Annotated in this window: 11 protein-coding genes; 9 read left to right on the top strand and 2 right to left on the bottom strand. The window is 40.6% G+C overall.

Annotated features, from left to right (window positions below):
- The first annotated feature begins 431 nt into the window (after nt 1-431).
- The 6 genes from QUB80_RS33100 (at nt 432) to QUB80_RS33075 (ending at nt 12,610) form a co-directional block, all read left to right on the top strand.
- Nucleotides 432-1,118 (top strand): helix-turn-helix domain-containing protein, encoded by a 687-nt coding sequence (locus tag QUB80_RS33100; protein ID WP_289793706.1) that lies wholly within the window; start codon nt 432-434, stop codon nt 1,116-1,118.
- Between the two features lie 202 nt (nt 1,119-1,320).
- Entirely contained in the window at nt 1,321-4,077 is a 2,757-nt protein-coding gene (locus QUB80_RS33095; protein ID WP_289793705.1) for a CHAT domain-containing protein, read from the top strand.
- A gap of 509 nt (nt 4,078-4,586) precedes the next feature.
- Nucleotides 4,587-5,549: a DUF1822 family protein gene (locus QUB80_RS33090; protein ID WP_289793704.1), complete on the top strand. Its 963-nt coding sequence runs from the start codon at nt 4,587-4,589 to the stop codon at nt 5,547-5,549.
- A 44-nt stretch (nt 5,550-5,593) separates the two neighbouring features.
- On the top strand, nt 5,594-7,936 hold the full coding sequence (locus QUB80_RS33085) for a CHASE2 domain-containing protein (protein ID WP_289793703.1): 2,343 nt from the start codon (nt 5,594-5,596) through the stop codon (nt 7,934-7,936).
- A 76-nt stretch (nt 7,937-8,012) separates the two neighbouring features.
- A complete protein-coding gene (locus tag QUB80_RS33080) occupies nt 8,013-8,846 on the top strand; it encodes a DUF928 domain-containing protein (protein WP_289793702.1) in 834 nt (277 codons plus the stop codon).
- 857 nt (nt 8,847-9,703) lie between these two features.
- Nucleotides 9,704-12,610, top strand: coding sequence for a substrate-binding domain-containing protein (locus QUB80_RS33075; protein ID WP_502875344.1), 2,907 nt, complete (start codon nt 9,704-9,706; stop codon nt 12,608-12,610).
- Nucleotides 12,611-12,970: 360 nt separating this feature from the next.
- On the opposite strand, the gene QUB80_RS33070 is transcribed toward QUB80_RS33075, so the two are convergent.
- Together QUB80_RS33070 and QUB80_RS33065 are read right to left on the bottom strand one after the other, a co-directional pair.
- Nucleotides 12,971-13,705 (bottom strand): glutathione peroxidase, encoded by a 735-nt coding sequence (locus QUB80_RS33070; protein ID WP_289793700.1) that lies wholly within the window; start codon nt 13,703-13,705, stop codon nt 12,971-12,973.
- Between the two features lie 152 nt (nt 13,706-13,857).
- Nucleotides 13,858-15,804, bottom strand: a complete 1,947-nt coding sequence (locus QUB80_RS33065; protein ID WP_289793699.1) for an alpha-amylase family glycosyl hydrolase — start codon at nt 15,802-15,804, stop codon at nt 13,858-13,860.
- Nucleotides 15,805-16,478: 674 nt separating this feature from the next.
- On the opposite strand from QUB80_RS33065, the gene QUB80_RS33060 reads away from it, so the two are divergent.
- The 3 genes from QUB80_RS33060 (at nt 16,479) to QUB80_RS33050 (ending at nt 20,083) form a co-directional block, all read left to right on the top strand.
- A complete protein-coding gene (locus tag QUB80_RS33060; RefSeq protein ID WP_289793698.1) occupies nt 16,479-18,557 on the top strand; it encodes a cation:proton antiporter domain-containing protein in 2,079 nt (692 codons plus the stop codon).
- A 198-nt stretch (nt 18,558-18,755) separates the two neighbouring features.
- A complete protein-coding gene (locus tag QUB80_RS33055; RefSeq protein ID WP_289793697.1) occupies nt 18,756-19,001 on the top strand; it encodes a hypothetical protein in 246 nt (81 codons plus the stop codon).
- 113 nt (nt 19,002-19,114) lie between these two features.
- Nucleotides 19,115-20,083, top strand: a complete 969-nt coding sequence (locus tag QUB80_RS33050) for a GDP-mannose 4,6-dehydratase (RefSeq protein WP_289793696.1) — start codon at nt 19,115-19,117, stop codon at nt 20,081-20,083.
- Nucleotides 20,084-20,090 lie beyond the last annotated feature (7 nt).

Here is a 20,090-nt window from a genome sequence, read left to right as displayed (position 1 = left end):
ATGATTAACGGCAAGACTACAAAGGCTAGTTTTCGATAGCTTTTCAATTTGTGAATCTCCGATGACACACGAAGCTTTTCACGAGCCTAAGCAAAGATGTAAAGTTTTGTAAAGTTTTACGTAATAGTTTGCTCTCAAACAGAATATTCCATTGGAATAACTAATTTGCTTCAACTGGGTTAATTTAAGGTGTAAGGAGAATTAAAGTGTTTATTGATACCCATTGATATTCTTTAATATTCATCCTAAAAATTTATTTGGAATCCAATTTTATTTAATGATTGACTCGGTTTGTGCCTCTTAGCTATAAGGTGGCTTTGTACTTTTTCCCTCAACTAATCAAATACCGCCTTTATACTTTTTGTGAAGATGTAGCACACAGAGGGAAAATCAAGCGAATTCCCATAAGTATTGAGATGTGAGAACCAAGCATGAACAAAGATTTACTTCAACCAAAACTTAAAATTTTTTTAATTGATGGTCATGAAATTTGTCTGAGTGGAACACTCAAATTGCTACAAAACCAGTATCCAGAGGCAAAAATTTTTACTTATAAAACTGCTGAGAATGCTTTAAATCAAATTTCTATATTTCAGCCTGATTTAGTTGTCATGGATATTTGCCTTCCAGAAAAACCAGGTACAACGGCACGGACTACTACAGGTATTCAACTACTCAGGCATTTGCTAAATAACTATTCCAAGCTGAATATTGTGATTCAAAGTGAATATATTAGAAAATTAGTGCAATTAAAAACTGAGATAGATTCCCATAAAGGAGGCTTTACAATTGCTGATAAATGTCTTTCTAGCCGAGAAATGCTCACTAGAGTTAGTTGGGCATTACAGGGATTAACTCATCTCAAAGATATTCAAGCAATTTATTTCCAATCAGAACTCAAACCGGAGTTGGTGAAACTGCTAACCCTAGCTTTTCAAGAAGGGCTGCAAGATAAAGCGATCGCCCAAGAAATTAGTGTATCGGAACGCATGGTACGCCACTATTGGGATCGGCTCCAAAATTTGTTGGGTATTGATTGTCAAGAATTAAAAAATCAAGGAAAAAATGTCCGCGTCGTTACTCAAATTCGGGCTAGAGAAGCAGGTTTAATTGACTAGGGGCTAGAGGCTAGTAGATAGAGTAAATTCAATCTATCTGCAACCTCTAACCTGTAATCTATAACTTATAACATATAAAAAGCTTATGGCAGGAAAACGGTTTCTACTTTTTCATCACTGCCAATCCTGCTTGAGGAGGGAGGAGATAAAGAGGCAATGGCAAATATTTCCCTCTACTGTGCGCTTTTTGATTCTGGTGTTGATGACGATTCTATTGTGCATATACACCTCACCAGCTTTAGCAAAACTAGCTCAGAGTAACCCTTCTTTTGTTGCCATCTCTACAAAACTTTCTAATTCTGCCTTACAACAAGGAAAAGCACTATACGATGCCGGGCGATTTACAGAAGCAGTAAAAGTACTGCAACAAGCAGCCGAAGCTTATCAACGGCAAGGAGATACCAACAAACTTGCGGCAACTTTGAGCAATCTTTCTCTTGCTTATCAGCAACTCGGTGCTTGGAAAGAGGCAGAATCTGCGATCGCACAAAGTTTAAATATTCTTGGCTATCAAAAAGTAGAAAATAGGACACAAAAGTATACTAGCAGCACAGCAGAGCAGAAAAATCTTCCAAATCCGCAAATATTGCCTCAAACACTGGATATTAAAGGGCGTTTGCAATTAACAATCGGACAGCCAGAAGAAGCCTTGAAAACTTGGCAGCAGTCAGCAGATATTTACACTAAGCTTTCGGATCGAAACGGCGTAGTCCGATCACAAATCAATCAAGCTCAAGCATTGTTGTCAAGCGGATTTTATCGTCGTGCAGAAACAACATTGTCAGCGTTAAACCAAACATTGCAATCGCAGCCAGATTCTTTAGAAAAATTAATCACATTGCGATCGCTTGGTGATGTTTTTCAGTTAGTTGGCAACTTGTCAAAATCTCGAATTCACCTGTTACAAAGTTTAGAAATTGCCAAGCGCCTAAAATCTCCCGATCATATTGCTGCCAGTCTTTTTAGTTTAGGCAATAATGCCCGCGCTCAAGACCAAATACAACAAGCGATCAACTATTATCAACAAACAGTTAAGGAAGCTACCTCACTCAAAGTCAAAGTTCAAGCACAACTAAATTACCTTAGCCTCTTGATTGAGGAGGGACAATCAGAAACAGCCTTAAATTTATTACCAAAGATACAATCCGAACTAGAGCAACTTCCCCTCAGCCGTGCCAGTATTTTTGCTCGAATTAATTTTGCAGAAAGTCTCGCTAAGTTAGGGAATCAAGAGGACAAGGGAACAAGGGGAGGACACTTCCGTGCGGAGGTTCCCTCCGTTGAGGAAAGTGTCCGTCGACAAGGAGGTGAAGGGGGTGAGGAAGTGATAAGAGTAAATTCTTCCCCATCTTCCTCATCTTCCCTATCTTCCCCATCTGTTTCTCCCCCACTCCCCGCCTCTTCTTCCTCCGCGTCGTCACCCGCCCAACTCCTAGCTCAAGCTGTGCAACAAGCCCGCAGTTTAGATGACAAGCGAGCAGAAGCTTATGCTCTTGGAAGTTTGGGTAGTTTATACGAACAGACTGGGCAGTGGCAAGCAGCACAAAACCTGACACAACAGGCATTACTTTTAGCACAAGCTAGCAATGCATCAGAAATTGCCTATCGGTGGCAATGGCAGTTGGGAAGACTTTTAAAAGCACAAGGAGATTTGCAGGGAGCGATCGCAGCCTATGATGTAGCTGTAGAAACTCTGCAATCTCTGCGCAGCGATCTAGTTGCAGTTAACCAAGATTTGCGATTTAACTTTCGAGACAGTGTCGAACCAGTCTATCGGCAATCAGTGCAATTACTGCTGCAAGAACAACAAAAACAACCAGACGAAAAAACTTTAGAGAAAGCACGCCAAATCATAGAAGCACTACAGTTAGCAGAATTAGATAACTTTTTTCGGCAAGCTTGTTTGCAAGGTCAGCGAGTATTATTAGACCAAATTGTAGACAAAGAAAATCCCACAGCTGCTATTTTATACCCTATCATTCTTCCTGAAGAGATTCAGGTAATTGTCAAAATTCCCAAACAACCTTTACAACATCATCAGATTAAAATTTCTCAAGCAGAAGTCGAAAAAACAGTAGTACAACTGCGGCAAAATCTGATCAATCCTGCGGCAATCAAAGCAGTGAGATTACAGTCACAGCAAGTTTATAACTGGCTGATTAAACCGATTGAATCGAAATTGTCGGCAAGTGGAGTCAACACTCTGGTTTTTATTCCTGATGGAGTGTTACGCAATCTACCAATGTCTGTCCTTTACGATGGTAGACAATACTTAGTAGAAAAATATGCAGTTGCCTTAAGCGTCGGCTTGCAACTTCTCGATCCCAAACCATTACAACCACAGCAGTTAAAAGCTCTTACAGCAGGATTAACTCAGCCACCACCAGGGTATTCTAACTTTTCACCCTTACCTGCGATCAAAACTGAAATCGAAATGATTAATGAAACTGGGATATCAACTACTGACCTTTTAGATCGGCAGTTTACCAGTCAAGCATTAGAGAACAAAGTTAATGCTACTTCTTTTAACGTGGTACATTTAGCAACCCACGGTCAGTTTAGTTCCCGTGCCGAGCAGACTTTTATTTTAGCTGCCGATGGCCCAATAAACGTTACGGAATTCGACAATATTTTTCGTCGCCGAGACGAAACCACATCAACACCAGTACAACTATTAGTGTTGAGTGCTTGTCAGACAGCAGCAGGAGATAAGCGTGCGGCATTAGGACTTGCTGGAGCGGCTGTAAGGGCAGGCGCACGCAGTACAGTAGCTTCTCTATGGCAGATTGATGACGATTCGACAGCCCAGTTTATCGGCGCTTTCTATCGACAACTAAAAAATGTCGGTATCACCAAAGTGGAAGCTCTTCGCCGTGCTCAACTTCAATTGCTTCAACATCCTAACTACAATGCACCTGGTTTTTGGTCTGCTTATGTTTTAATTGGAAATTGGTTGTAAGTAAAAGGTACAGAGAAGTTAGGTTGGAGTAAGCCTCCGCTCCAAACTTCAAAAGGGGCAGAAGGAAATAGGATTTGATATCATGTCCGGTTAATCAAACTGAATAAAAATATTTGCTCGTAGTGAGGACTTTAGTCCTCAAGCCGGGACTGAAGTCCTCACTACAAACTGTTTATTATGGGTGATTTGGCGGACATCATATGACTGGTTTTTCCATTCATAGCGGGTGGCGATCGCATGGCATATCGGAGGCATTCGCCGCCAGTGAATCTGCTATGAAGAAACTCTTTGTTCAGTCCGCGCAGGCAGGCTTAGTTCTTATCGCCCAATTCTTCTAGAATTTGGGTAATATTTCTAATTTCCTTCTATTCTCTGTCTTTGGCATAGCTGCCTTATTTTTTAGAGATAAATATTTACATATAGCCGCCTGGACTAACTATTTTCTTGCGTAATTTGCGTGATTAGGAAAGATAAATATACAGCAGCATCCATTCTCTTGAAAAGAACTTATGACTAAATTTGAGCTAGACAATAAGGGTTTAACTTTGCCTATTACCCAAGCAGCTCGCACAATTGCCCAGCATTTTGCCAATCAGCAACCAACTTCTAAAAGTGCTGAAAGAGTCCGTTTGAATACACTGTGTGTGCTGGTAGTCAATGACTATTTGCAAATGATGAATATTCCTACTGATTTGAAGTCTAGCAATACTTGGAACCCTGTGATACGTATGTGTGCTGATGTGGCTGATATAGAAATACCAGGAATTGGAAGTTTAGAGTGTCGTCCCATACGTCTAAATGAGCAATTTTGTTACATTCCCCCAGAAACTTGGGAAGAGCGGATCGGTTATTTAGTTGTGCAGGTAGATGAGTCTCAATTGGAAGCAAAGGTGCTAGGTTTTGTCCGTAATGTTACTTCTCAAGAACTGCCTCTGAGTCAACTGCAACCTCTAGAAGCTTTGATTGAACATCTATCACCCACACTAAAATCAACAGTTCCAGAATCAGTGAGCCTGAGTCAGTGGTTTGCAGGAATCTTTGAAACAGGATGGCAAACACTAGAATCCTTGTGGAATCAACCAGAATTTGCACCAGATTTTGTGTTTAGAAGTAAAAATTTGATGGAAAAAATTCCCTCTACTCAGCCAGAACAATTTATCCGACGAGGAAAACTGATTGATTTGGGAATCCAAATTGCTAGCCAATTCGTCATTTTGATAGTGGAAATTAGCCCTTATGTAGATCAACAAGTCAGTGTTCGCTTACAATTACATCCCACAGGTAGTCAAAATTACCTTCCACAGGATGTGAAACTTACAGTTTTAGATCACTCAGGAGCAGTGTTTTTAGAGGCTCAAGCAAGAAGTGCAGACAACTACATTCAATTACAGTTTCGAGGAGAACCCACAGAGCAGTTTAGCGTTCAAGTAGCATTGAATGATGCCCAAGTTACGGAACGCTTTGTAATTTAGTTGAGATGAAGGTTTATTTTCAGACTTCATACTTTATTTAATTTATGGGTAAGTTAGTAGTTCTGAAATTCTCAGACGGTAGTTTTGAAGAAGGATTTGCTGTCACACTGCAAATTGGTACAGAAGGTGAGCTACCTTCATCGGAAATTGCAGGTAAATTACCTCCAGCAACAGAATTATTACAAAAGTATAGAGAGTGGCAGTCTAGTTACCTGAAGATGGGTAACCGCTATCGCTTATCGGCAGACAAGGTACAGGTGACAAATGTATCAATAGTTCAAGACTGCGATCAAACTGCTTATACTTTGCGATCGCATCTCAATAGTTGGCTACTTGCTCCAGAATTTCGTCCCGTACGGGAAAAATGGCTAGAACAATTGTTGCCAACAGACGAAGTGCGAGTCATATTGCAAACAGATAATCGGGATCTCCAGCGATTACCTTGGCATCTTTGGGATGTGATGGAACGTTACCGTAAGGCAGAAATTGCGATCGCACCTCTAAGATACGAACGAATTGCTTCTAAAAAAACATTTAATCACAAAGTAAATATACTAGCGATTATCGGCAATAGTCAGGGAATTAATACTCAAAGAGACAAAGCTTTGTTGGAGGCTTTACCAGCAGCAGAAGTCAGCTTTTTGGTGGAACCACAACGTAAAGAATTGAATGACTTTCTGTGGCAAAAAAACTGGGATATTCTTTTCTTTGCTGGACACAGTTCTAGTCAGGGGACTAATGGTGTTGGGCGCATATTTCTCAATCAAACTGATAGCCTAAGTATTAGTGAATTAAAATACGCTTTAAGAAAAGCCGTAGAACGGGGCTTACAACTAGCAATTTTCAACTCTTGTGATGGTTTGGGATTGGCAGAACAGCTAGCCGACTTACATATCCCTCAAATAATTGTTATGCGCGAACCTGTGCCTGATTTAGTAGCGCAAGAGTTTTTAAAGTATTTTCTCGAAGGATTTGCTGCTGGTGAGCGTTTTTATTTAGCAGTGCGGGAAGCAAGAGAACAACTCCAAGGACTAGAAGATAAATTTCCCTGCGCTACTTGGTTACCAGTAATTTGCCAGAACCTTGCGGAAGTACCATCTACCTGGCAAGATATTACCGGCACAATTGCTGCGAAACAAGCAGTCAAACCAATTGCTGTCTCGTCTTTTGTACGTAATTGTACTCAAGTTTTACTTACTAGTGCAGTTATAACTACAGTAGTGGTGGGAGTAAGATTTTTTGGGTTTTTACAACGTTGGGAGTTACAAGCTTTTGATGGAATGATGCGATCGCGCTCTGTTGTGCTTGATGAAGGGCCAGATCCGCGTCTTTTGTTAGTAACAATTGATGATGCTGACATTGCAGCCCAACGCCGTCAAGGCGAATCTCTCAAAGGTACATCTGTTTCTGACAAATATCTCAATCTTTTATTGGAGAAACTTCAACAGTATCAACCTCAAGCGATCGGTTTAGATATCTACCGTGATTTCTCTGCTGAATCTCCAGATTTAATCAAACGCCTGCAAACAACCGACAATTTAATCGGGGTTTGTAAAGGTAGTTATGCCAGAGGCAATACCACTGGCATTGAGCCACCTCCAGAGATTCCCGAACCTCGTTTGGGTTTTAGCGACTTTGTCAATGATGATGATGGAGTGGTGCGTCGGCATCTACTATTTATGAGACAAGAAGCAACATCACCGTGTCCTACAAACTATGCCTTTAGTACGCAACTAGCGCTCCACTATTTACATTCTCTAGGTATTCAACCGCAGTTCACACCCCAAGGAGATTTACAACTTGATCGCATGATTTTGCAACGCTTGCGATCGCGAAGGGGTGGTTATCAAAAAATCGACACCAATGGCGGTCAAATATTGTTAAATTATCGTTCTTCTAAGCAAGTTGCCGAACAAGTAACGCTGACGCAACTTTTATCAAATTCAGTTAATCCTAACGCTATCAAAAACCGAATTGTACTCATTGGTGTTGCTGCCAAAGGTGATTTTCCAGATTATTGGGCTACATCCTATGGAAGTGAGTTAGATAAACAACTACCAGGAGTATTGCTACAAGCCCATATGATTAGCCAGATTCTTAGCGCTGTAATTGATAGACGTCCTTTACTAAGGACATGGCACCCCATGGCTGAGGTGTTGTGGATTTGGTTTTGGGGTTTAGCAGCAGGATTGCTGACTTGGCAAATACGACATTTACTACCACGCTTGGTTGTGATTGTAATTGTTTCCTCTGGAGTTATTTATATTATCTGCTTAAGTTTCTTGATTGGGGGATATTGGGTACCATTTGTACCTTCAGTATTGGCACTTCTGGCAACAGTGAGCGTCACATCAATTCAGCATTCTCAATTAAAAAGTCAAAATTAATCGGTTGATTCATTTTTAATAGTTAACAGGCAATATTACTTACATATTTGACAATTATTAAAATGAGGGAGGGCTTATGAGGATTAGTTTACCATCGGTCAAACTGGTTTTAGCAGTTGCCCTCAGTAGCACTAGCTTTTTAAGTAATTTTACTTGGGTTAAAGCACAGAAGCCTGGGCCAATTTCAACACCATCTCCTCAACCAAACTTAAATTCATCACCACTACCTGCTTCTGCTCCTATTAAAGGAAGAGTACGTGTTGTATTGCCCGAACTGCCACCAGGAATAGGCCCTGCTCCTGGGGGGCGCAGATTTGGCGGAGCGACAAGGGGACAGTGTCCTACTGTCAAACTGCCTTTAGCTGCCCTAGTACCTTTGACAAAGCAACCACCATCGATAGTCAATGTCTGGGGATTAACTACACAAGAATATCCAAAGTTATGGTTCTACCTACCATACACGACTAACTCTGCCTATCCAGCTGAGTTTACGATGCTAGATGATGAGTCAAAAGATCCGCTCTATACAAGTGCGATCGCTTTACCAAAACAAGCAGGTGTGATAGATGTTCCTTTACCTACTAACGTTTCTGCATTGCAAGTAGGCAAACGATATCGCTGGTTCTTGAATATTTACTGCGATCCTCAAAAACAATCAGCCCCTATTTATGTTGAAGGAGTAATTATACGTACAGGACTCAACCAAACTTTGGCTAAACAACTGCAAAAAGCAAAGCCCATACAGCAAGTCGCTATTTACGCTAACAATGGTTTCTGGCATGACGCTCTCACAAAACTAGCAGAACTGCGTCAAAAAAATCCTCAAAATCACTACCTTCAGACAGAGTGGACAAATTTGTTAACAGCGATCGGCTTGGGTGAGTTGTCAACTATGCCTTTAATTCCTTGATATGGGACGCGGGGACACGGAGAAATCGTCAATCAGCTGTTACCCCTTTACTCTTAGTGCTTCTTGCCTAATACCCAGTCCTTGGAGTCCGTTTTCAAACTAGCCGACACTCGCGGATTACGAAAAACCAAGTTTTGAGCCTACCAAAAGCAGGCTTTGTCCTTGTAGCCTCAGGCTTTAATTTATTACTGAATCAATATTTCTTACAATAAATAAATTTTTGTGTAATTTTATGTTTTAGAGCATCTCAATTATTTATTTAATGTTAATCTTATGAGATTTTAATGAGTAATCAAAAAGTTGCGATTAATGACATTTCAAGCAGTAAATTACTTAGCAAGTAGATTTACCTTAGAGGTTGTTTGAAAAGTAGTTGACTGTGAGCTTCAGCACTTATTGATCCCCCCAGCCACCCTTAAAAAGGGGGAACCGGAATCAAAGTCTCCCTTCATAAGGGGGATTTGGGGGATCTAAGACTTTTTGCTACTGAAAAGAGGACTTTTAAAATATTCTCTTAGTAAGTAACTGTGGATATTTTCTGACATAAAAACGAAAATATCTTTCTATGACATTAATCTGCTTGTAGAAGCAATATGTCTAAATATTGCCAAAATCGAAAAAAGTCAAAATCACCATTTTTCTTTAAAAAAGATTAATTAAAATTTCTTCAAAAAAATATAGAGATGGTGTTGATGCGATCGCAAAGCAAGGTATTCTTGATGCTAAGTATAAAAATATACGATGATTGTGGTAACAAAAAAAATAACACGGTTGTATAATTGGCGCGTTCTCCTCTAGAAAAACAGCTATTAGGACAGGCTAATTTTTTGTTTCCTTTATCTTCAATTAAAAAGCATATGTGGCAAAAAGACAAAAAAGATAGTTCCATAATTAATTTAGCGTTATTGCTGGCGTTAGCTACAACTCCAATGACAGCGAATTTGACGCTCCTAGAACCATCATTAGCTCAATCTGCGGCTGATGTACCGTCTTTTCCACTGCCATCAGCAGTACCAAGTGATACAGTAGTGCGGATAGATGGTTCGAGCAGCATGGTTACAATTAACCAAACCATGAAAGAAAAATTTGAGCAACAGTTTGCTGGCACTAGAGTAGAGGTAACAGCTAATGGTACTGAGGCAGCACTGAAAGCTTTACAAGAAGGGACAATTGATATAGCAGCCATTGGTCGTGGTTTGACACCACAAGAGAAAGCTCAAGGTTTAGAGCAAGTGAGATTACGGCGAGAAAAAATTGCGATCGTAGTCGGTGCAGACAATCCCTTTAAAGGCAGCTTGACGAATCGACAATTTGCCAGGATTTTTCGAGGACAAATTACAAATTGGTCACAATTAGGGGGGCGTCCAGGTAAAATTCGATTTATAGATCGCCCAGCCACAAATGAATCCAGAGAAGCTTTTCGTAGTTATCCAGCTTTCAGGAGAGCTAAATTTGCTACAGGTGCAAATGCGATTCAGCTAACTGAGGACAACACCGCCGAAGTTGTCAGACAATTGGGCAAAGACGGTATTGGCTATGTTTTAGCAAATCAGGTATCCAAACTTAAAGGTGTGCGCATTCTCAGGATACATAACACTTTGCCACAAGATGCTAGGTATCCTTTTTCACAACCTTTTGTATACGTTTACAAGAAAAATTCTAGCCCAAACGTGAGTAGTTTTCTGGGTTTTGCTACCAACTCACCTGGAAAGCAAGCTGTGCAGGCTGCGATGACTGCTGAAGCCGAGGCGATCAGAGCCAGCCTAGCTCAAGCAGAATCTCCAGCACCGACAACGGCAGCAACAGTTCCCTTTACTGCGACTACCACACCAAATAACGTCACTAGCTCACCCACTACAGAACAGACTCCAGCTGCAATTGCTTCACCAACAACAATCACTGAAACTCCAACCACTGTAACTGATGCTAATACTCTTGTTGATAGCAATCAAATAGAGCAAAACCAAACAGCACTTTGGTGGTTAGTGTTACCATTTTTAGGCTTAGGCGGATTATTGCTGTGGTTGTTACGAAGAAAACCCAAGAATCAGACAAAAGAGGCTGTTGCAACATCTGAGCCGACTCCCGCCCTCGAAGAAACGCGATCGCCCCAAATGGCAGGTGTTGGTTCTGCTAGCAATGGTAATACTCAGATTGGTGATTCTAGCCTGCTACAAAAAGTATCTAAAATTTCATCTCACCAGAATCAAGTAGAAAACCTTACACACAATCATGGAAATGCCGTAGCAGGAGCAACCCTATTATCGAGCAAAGATTCACAAATAGTAGAGCGCGATCGCACATTTACTGAGGTCGATGAAACTACAATTAAATCAACACCTCCAGCCACACCCTCATTTACTGAGACTACCGGATTTGATTTAGAAGCACCGGTGACAGTTGTCAGAAATTCGTACACAGCACTACCAGAGCCGCTATATGCTCCTTCCCAGGAGATTCCGCCAACGATAGCAACAGAAAATACTTCTAGAGAGCAGCTATCTAACAAAGGAACACAAACCGAATCGCAGAGAACTTCAGTTAATAATGATGTTGAAGTAGTAAAAGATGAATATCCCCCACTTCCAGATGTTTGGGAAGATATATCTGAAGAGAAAATCTTATCAACACAAGTGATAACTACTTATGCAGAACCGCCTGAAGTTCCGCAGATTTCATCAGATGCACAGATAACATCACAACAGTCACAAGAGGTAGATGCTACACCTCCCACAGTGGCTGAAATTCCAGAAACACCAGACACAGCTTTTGTAGCCGAACAGTCAAACAATTCTGGAGTCTCGTTGCAGGATTTAGAGCCTTCAGTCACCGTTGACAGTAGTGCATACCGTCCTTTACCCGATGTTTGGGAAGAAACTCCAAATACTACACCTGTAACTGAAGAACAACCTGATGTTTCAACAATGAATACTTCTGCTCCAGAACTACCCGATCTGGGCGATGATGAATTGAGTATGCAAGCCCAAGCAGCAGAAGATACAATTCTTCAGCAAGTATCTAGCCCTAGTTCCAATGTTTTAGAAGACATATCTCAACCAGATAATAACTCAGAAACAGATCCAACAATTGGACCGTGGGCTACTATTTACGGCATCCATGATAATGAGAATCTAAATACCCATTTGCAAAGTTCCAGCAGCAATGAAAATGCTCAATCCCAATATTTAAATGTTGAGAATAGCATTATTCTTGTGCCTCGTACTCCTAAGTGGGCTTATGTGTCTTGGCAGGTTGCCGATACCGCTAAAGAAATGCTGCGGCAGGGCGGTGGTTCTCAATTTGCATTGCGACTATATGATGTTACTGACATTGATTTGAGTTATCAAACTCCTGTTCTGGTTCAGCAATATGAATGTGAGGAGACAATTAATGATCGCTATGTGGCGATTCCAGCTAGCGATCGCAACTACATGGCAGAACTTGGCTACGTGACTGATGATAGTCGCTGGTTGTTACTTGCCCGTTCAGCTATTATTCGTGTTTTCAGCCGCCCAGAGAAGGATTTCTGGTTCATAGCAGATGCAGAACTGATTATCCACGGGGCAACGGAACCTGGCTCAAGCGTAAATGTTGGTGGTCATCCGATTAAACTGAAACCAGATGGTACTTTCCACTTGCGTATACCTTTCACAGATAGCTTAATCGAATATGTGATGAATGCCACTGCTGCTGATAGCGAACAAACTAAATCGATTCGCGTGAAATTTTTTCAAGAAACTCCAATAGGGAATTCTGAATATTAATTACGATTTTTGTAGGGTGGAAAATGTTTAGGGTTCAATCAAACCCTTATTCTGATATTGTGGATGATGCTCCGAAGTTTCTTGAGCGAAATGCGCTTCAGGTACAAGGGCAAACTGCCTCACTTCGGGATTTATATCATGTCCGGTTAATCAAACTGAATAAAAATGTTTGCTCCTAGTGAGGACTTTAGTTCTTAAGCCAGGACTAAAGTCCTTACTACAAACTGTTTATCATGGGTGATTTGGCGGACATCATACTTATTTCCACCCTACGGTTATTAAGAATATGGCTTTAAGAAGTCAGACACTCATGTATAAATCACACAATGAAGACATGAAAATCTTTATTCCTTCTGCCTTCTACTTACCATTCAAGTAATCTGCTAAAGCCTCAGATCCACCAATAAGTTTGCCGTCAATAAAAACTTGTGGAACCGTCGATGCACCTGTTATGGCTTGCAAAGAACGAGTTGTTGCATCTTTACCTAAAACAATTTCTTCATAATCAAAACTGTGTTCCTTCAGCATCTGTTTAGCGCGAGCGCAGTAAGGGCAACCAGGCTTTGTAAACAGAGAAATTAAATTTGGTTTGACTGCACTGGGATTGATGTATTTGAGCATTGTTTCTGCATCAGATACTTTAAATGGATCTCCCGGTTCTTCTGGCTCAATGAACATTTTTTCAATTGTGCCATCTTTGACTAACATGGAATAACGCCAGGATCTTTTGCCAAAACCTAAGTCTGACTTATCCACAAGCATTCCCATTTGTTCAGTAAATTCACAATTGCCATCTGGAATAAAACAGATGCTATCTGCTTCTTGATTCTTTGCCCATTCATTCATCACAAAGGAATCGTTCACAGAAATGCAGACGATATCATCTACACCATTTTCCCTAAAAGTCTTTGCCAACTGGTTATAGCCAGGAACATGAGTTGAAGAGCAGGTAGGAGTAAAGGCTCCTGGCAAAGCAAAAACTATTACGGTTTTGCCTTTAAATAACTCGTCAGTTGTTACATTCACCCACTGATCGTTCTGACGCACGCGGAAGGTAACGTTGGGTACTTTTTCTCCTTCGCGGTTTGACAACATTAAGTTTAGCTCCTTGATTAGAATTCTCTTTAAAGCGTACTCGTTATGAGTATGAATGTCAATATATATTTTGCTGAAGGCGAGGTTATAGATCCCCGACTTTTTCAAAAAGTCAGGGATCTAAACAATGGGTGGATTAATAGTTCTCGGTACTAAGATTCTCTTCCAGATGCCCAAGTGTCACGCCATTTAACAGTACCTTCGCTAGCAATTACCCAACGACGAGAAACAAGGTTTTCCCGCAGGGGAGAACGCCCTTCTCGTAACATAGCGTATTTATAATTGATCAACTTACCAGCACTTTCGTTGAAGGGAATTTCGCCAAACCAGGTGTTAGAGTTGATGTATTCTAGGGGATGTGCTTTGCCAATATCCCAATTACCGAGTTCGGGACAATCTCCAATCACAACAATTGTTTCTCCAGGTTGGGTGCAGACGCCATTTAATTGTACTCTGACAATTGTTTGTCCTTTGACGCGTTCCCCAACATGGCTAATTGCGATCGCTTCTTTGGGAGCAAGTTCTAGGTTATAAATTTTCCCATCTTGGACTTCAAATTTGCGCCCTGTCAACAAGCAAGTATGTTCTCGATCTGGCAATTCTGTATCTACTACGTCTAGAGTCACGGCATCACCTCTGTTTAAAGCCACAAAACAACGGGACTCACGATAGCGGCGCACGTAGCAATAAACATCTGGGGTAATATATTTTTGCCACTGACTGCCCATTGAGATGGCTGGGTTGAGACGGCGCAATCCCGAAAGCTTGCGTATATCTCGATAGATAGGAGTATCGCTATCCCAACTTTCCATCATCGGACGATTGTAGGGATCGTTATTGCCGTAAATATTGCGATCGCCATTGGTATCATTATGCAGATATTGTTCCGTACCATAAAACAGGCAGGGAATTCCACGAGTCGTCATCAACAAAATCACTGCCAAGCGTAAAATATCATGGTCGGGGTTGACAGTTAAAAAGCGGTGCATATCGTGGTTATCGATAAAGGTGATTAGTTCTGTCGCACCGTTGTAGCGATAGTCTTCATCCAATACATTCTGAACTAAATAAAATCCTTTATCATCATAGGCTGCTAAAGCTTGCCGAATTGCCATGCACAACCCAAAGTCAAGAATTGTCATCCCAGAATTGTTGGTGAATTCAACCGCGCGATCGTCTCCGGGGTTGCTGTAAATCCATTCCCCAAAAATGAAGACATCTGGCTTGTGGTTGTACATCTCGCCTGTAAACTCTTGCCAAAACCAAATAGGCATATGCTTGACTGTATCCACCCGCAGTGCATCCACACCCCGATCCAACCACTGCTTAATTGCAGATTTAATATAGTTGCGGTACTGAACATTGTTTTCGTTAAAAGTGGCTAATCCTGAAAGTTCACAGTTTTGAACTTGCCACTCATCTTCCCAATTGCTAACTTCGCCGTAGTGATGATACCAATAGTCTTTATCATCATTGAAGTCAGCAATTTTGACTCCATCATCGTACAATTCACCCTTACAACCGCCTGTGTCTGGGCTGCTGTGGTTGCAGACAATATCTAGCACTAGCTTCATTTTGCGCTTGTGCAATTCCTCAATTAGGCGATCAAAAACAGTGTTTCTGGTTTCTTGAGTGTTATTGAGAGAAGGATCGTCATCAGCAGCAATAAAGCGAGGATTTAAGCGTTTAAAATCTTTTGTCCAGTAACCATGAATAGCAGCACTTTGAATAAATAATTGCTCAACTTGCTCAAATAAGGGGGTTAGCCAAATTGCAGTCACTCCCATATTTTTGAGATAATCTAGTTTGTCAATTACTCCTTGCAAGTCTCCACCCCAGTACTTGCCCCAATCTTGGGCATTTGGATCGTAAAGTTCAGGATTGGGGCCTTCACTGTTATTTGGATCGCCATCAAAAAAGCGATCTACTACAAGAAAATAGATTGTTTCTTGGCGAAACTCAATATCTCTGGTGTAAAGAAATTCTAAATCAATATCTGAATCTGGTTTTGGTGATTGAATAATTGCTTCTACTTCTGCTGTTGGATTTTCTACTTTATATTGAGCTTCTGAAGTTTGAGATGGAGGATTTGCTACCATAGTGAAGTGATAAACCAAGCAATATATAAAGGAACGATCACAGAACGTAATTTTGCACAATACTATTGCTTCATTACGTTCTTCTGTCATTCGACAGTATCTATTTATTTATAAAAAAAATAAATCTGTCTCAAGTTAGTTTTTATATTAAAACTTGAGATAGATACGAATTTTATTAAATTTTATAATATAATTAGAAAATATAAAAATAAATTATGAGAAGTAATAATCAATATATTAAGTAACTTGGTGCAATTTTAAAGATAACTGTGAATGTTATCATTTGTTATTGTTAGGGGCGGATTTTATGGATAATCTCCCTTCTCAAATTGATAATTTATTTTTTGAACCCACCCGTACATTACAGTGGTTAGTATAAACTTTCAAGCCTATTTACGTTTTGTAATATAGTTTGGTTTATTTCCACTAACTTACTTAAATGTTATTCATATTAAGTTTTTAGCGAACAAGATTAATATTAAAAACTAATTAACCTGGCAAGTAAAGAAACTAAATAATGTACTAAAAGCTAAAGATTAAAATAAAGCAGTTAAGTTGAAGCCATTATCCTAATTAATTTAGTGAATAGAGTTAGTGTAATTCAGATTGCCTAATTGTTAGACTCTTGTAGGATATAATTTTTCTACCCATTTCTTTACTAAGAGGGTAAAAACTTGTTGGCACAAAGTCCCATAATTGCCTTTACTATTCTTATACTCGTCATTTTTACAGTACCACCAATTTTTGAGCGATTTCGTTTACCTGGCTTGGTAGGTTTATTAGTAGCTGGTGTAGTACTAGGTCAAAATGGTTTAAATCTTCTCAACTCGGAATCCGAGACTATTAAACTCCTGTCAGAGATTGGTAAAGTTTACTTAATGTTCGTAGCAGGTTTAGAAATTGATTTAGAACAATTTCGTAAAACCAGAAATCGCTCGATTGGATTTGGAACATTAACTTTTTTAGTACCGCTAATTACGGGTATAATTATCGGGCGCTTATTTAATTTTGGTTGGAATGCTTCGGTTTTGATTGGTTCTTTACTTGCCTCTCATACTCTTTTAGCTTATCCAATTGTTAGTCGCTTAGGTGTAGTTACAAACGAAGCAGTAACAGTCACAATTGGTGCGACAATTTTTACCGATACGGGTGCTTTGCTCGTTTTGGCAATTTGTGTAGGAATTCATGCTGGAAAATTTACAGCTTTAAGTTTAGTTACGCTTTTAGCTGGATTAGCAATTTACTCTGTTGTAGTTTTATTTGGCTTTGACTGGCTAGGAAAAGAGTTTTTCCGCCGCTCAGGGGATGAGCAAGGTAACCAATTTTTATTTATCTTGTTGGCATTATTTATAGCTTCGGTAGGAGCGCAGGTAATTGGAGTTGAAAAAATTGTTGGTGCGTTTTTAGCAGGTTTAGCTGTCAACGACGTTTTGGGACGTAGCCCAGTTCGGGAAAAGGTTGAGTTTGTTGGCAGTGTTTTATTTATCCCTTGTTTCTTTGTAGACATGGGACTATTAATTGATATTCCAGCTTTTCTTAAAACTCTTAGTTCAGTTTGGCTGACTTTGGTAATTGTAGCGGGGTTAATTGGCAGTAAATTTATCGCAGCATTCCTGGCCAAACTGTTGTACCGCTATAATAACGCAGAATTGCTAACAATGTGGTCTCTATCATTACCACAGGTAGCAGCTACACTGGCAGCAACTTTGGTTGCATATAAAAGCTTAAACTCTGCTGGAGAGCGGTTGATTAATGAAGGTGTTTTAAACAGTGTAATTGTATTGATGCTGGTGACTGCAATTGTTGGCCCTATAATTACATCACGATTTGCAACTTCGCTCACAGTCCCCCAAGCAAACTTAGCAACAGATAAACTCTCAACTTGGTGGCAAAGTAGTATGGGTGAAGAAGTGGAAGAGCAAACACCCACACCCAGCCCATTCACTGTTGTAGTTCCAATTTATAATCCCAAAACCCAGCGCTATCTAATCGAAATGGCAGCGCTGCTAGCACGTCACGAATCTGGAAGAATCGTACCACTCTCAATCGCAGTCGGTCGAGTTCATATGGACGATCCGCGATTAAATGCAGCACTAACTCAGTGTCGGCAAAGATTGGCAGGAGCTTTAGAAATCAGTCAAGAATTTGGGGTGGAAGCTTCGCCAGTCACTCGAATTGATGACGATGTAGCTTTAGGAATTAGCCGCACCAGCCGAGAAGAAAACGCCAATTTAGTAGTCATGGGTTGGTCGCGTAATACTGGCTTACGTGCTCGCTTATTTGGTAATGTCATTGATAGCGTGTTTTGGTCTTCTCACTGTCCGGTAGCAGTTACACAGCTTTTGAGTAGTCCAACAAAAATTCAGCGTATTCTTGTACCAGTGGGAGATTTAACACCACAAACCGTAGGTGCTGTTAAATTTGCCCAAATTTTGGCCGATGTAAATCGGGCGCAAGTAGTTTTATTACACGTGTGCGATCGCCGAACACCTCAAGCTCAAGTGAGTAAATTTGAGTCACAGCTTGCTGAGATTGCTGCCCAAAGCAAGTTGCAGGTAAATACTAGTGTCAAAACCATTCTTAATGATGATATTGCCAGAGTTATTATCCGCGAAGCTGAGGCATTTGATTTGGTTGTGATGCGTTCTACTCGTTATCGTACTGCTGGTGGATTAGCTGTCAGTGAAGTAACAACCGAGGTAATTAAAGAACTCAATTGTTCAACTGTCTTGCTAGGAGAACCTCACTCGTGATCTTCTCTCACATCAAATCAGTGACTTCTAACCCTCGTTACTAGGTTCAACCTAATAACAAGAAGGGCAGTATCCTAATTTTTTCAAAACACAAAATAAAGTAACTCTGCTTAACGCTCTGCGATCCTCTGCGTGACTCTGCGTTTAAAAATAAACTCAAACATTTGGGATGCTCCCACAAAAACTAGAGGATCATTCATGAGCAGAGTTCATAATCAAGAAATGACAGCGAATCTTTCCCTTCTGCCCTTTGCCTTTAAGAAGCGATCGCAACAGCATAACGCAATACACAACAGCGATGCTTGTGGCGGGCTGCGCCTACACAAATTTTATTCACAAGATGGCGATCGCACTCTCTGCCATGGCATACATACACCAACGAAAATGATTGATGGAGCCAGAACTTCAAAGCAGCAGGGAAGTAGGAAACTTAAGAATTTTTGATCCATCCGAACAGTATATTTTGGTTTTGACAATAGCAAAAGTGGGTGCAGCTTGCTTTAATAGTAAAAACGACAATGCTGTATAAATTACTATAAAGTCGATTTCTAGCAAGTATGACCAAAAAGGCTCTAATTACCGGATTAACTGGGCAAGACGGTTCCTATCTCGCCGAACTTCTTTTAGAAAAAGGCTACCAAGTATACGGTTTAGTTCGCCGTTCTAGCACCAGCAATCTAGAGCGGATCAATCACCTTTTCAACCAAATCCAAATTGTATCTGGCGATTTATTGGATCAATCTTCGCTCATGGATGTTGTGAGCGATTGTCAACCGGATGAAATTTATAACCTTGCTTCTCAAAGCTACGTTCCTTTATCTTGGACACAACCCGCTCTAACTGCTGAATATACCGCCCTTGGTGTTTCCCGTCTTTTAGAATCAATCCGACGCTGTAAGCCAGATGCTAGATTTTACCAAGCTTCCAGTAGCGAAGTATTCGGTCAACCCGATGAATCTCCTCAAACCGAACGCACTGCTTTTCGCCCGCGTAATCCCTACGGTGTTGCCAAAGCATACGCCCACTGGATGACAGTAAATTATCGCCAACAATATAAACTATTTGGTTGTTGCGGTATTACTTACACTCACGAATCTCCACGGCGTGGAACAGAGTTTGTATTTCGCAAAATCACCCGTACTGCGGCGATGATTAAACTAGGTTTAGCCAATGAATTGAAGCTGGGTAACTTAGATGCTCGACGTGACTGGTGCTATGCCAAAGATGCAGTGTGCGCGATGTGGATGATGCTCCAGCAAGAAAAACCAGATGACTATATTATTGGTAGTGGCGAAACTCACTCAGTGCGGGAGTTAGTAGAGTGTGCTTTTAATTGTTTGGGATTAGATTGGCAGGATTATGTTTCTGTCGATCCCGCTTTTTATCGCCCAGATGAGCCTGTACAGTTAGTTGGTTGTATTTACAAAGCTAAAGCACAATTAGGTTGGAAACCCCAGTATTCCTTTCAACAGTTAGTAGAGTTAATGGTTGATTGTGATTTAAAAGCATTGAGTGACAATCCGTAATTAAGTA

This window comes from Chlorogloeopsis sp. ULAP01 (assembly GCF_030381805.1).
GTDB lineage: Bacteria > Cyanobacteriota > Cyanobacteriia > Cyanobacteriales > Nostocaceae > Chlorogloeopsis.
This window is presented reverse-complemented; position numbering and strand designations above follow the sequence as displayed.

What these genes read in the sequence shown, in the direction of transcription:
- QUB80_RS33100 (WP_289793706.1), top strand. Translation starts at nt 432, where the DNA reads ATGAACAAAGATTTACTTCAACCAAAACTTAAAATTTTTTTAATTGAT.
- QUB80_RS33095 (WP_289793705.1), top strand. Translation starts at nt 1,321, where the DNA reads ATGACGATTCTATTGTGCATATACACCTCACCAGCTTTAGCAAAACTA.
- QUB80_RS33090 (WP_289793704.1), top strand. Translation starts at nt 4,587, where the DNA reads ATGACTAAATTTGAGCTAGACAATAAGGGTTTAACTTTGCCTATTACC.
- QUB80_RS33085 (WP_289793703.1), top strand. Translation starts at nt 5,594, where the DNA reads ATGGGTAAGTTAGTAGTTCTGAAATTCTCAGACGGTAGTTTTGAAGAA.
- QUB80_RS33080 (WP_289793702.1), top strand. Translation starts at nt 8,013, where the DNA reads ATGAGGATTAGTTTACCATCGGTCAAACTGGTTTTAGCAGTTGCCCTC.
- QUB80_RS33075 (WP_502875344.1), top strand. Translation starts at nt 9,704, where the DNA reads ATGTGGCAAAAAGACAAAAAAGATAGTTCCATAATTAATTTAGCGTTA.
- QUB80_RS33070 (WP_289793700.1), bottom strand. Translation starts at nt 13,705, where the DNA reads ATGTTGTCAAACCGCGAAGGAGAAAAAGTACCCAACGTTACCTTCCGC.
- QUB80_RS33065 (WP_289793699.1), bottom strand. Translation starts at nt 15,804, where the DNA reads ATGGTAGCAAATCCTCCATCTCAAACTTCAGAAGCTCAATATAAAGTA.
- QUB80_RS33055 (WP_289793697.1), top strand. Translation starts at nt 18,756, where the DNA reads ATGAGCAGAGTTCATAATCAAGAAATGACAGCGAATCTTTCCCTTCTG.
- QUB80_RS33050 (WP_289793696.1), top strand. Translation starts at nt 19,115, where the DNA reads ATGACCAAAAAGGCTCTAATTACCGGATTAACTGGGCAAGACGGTTCC.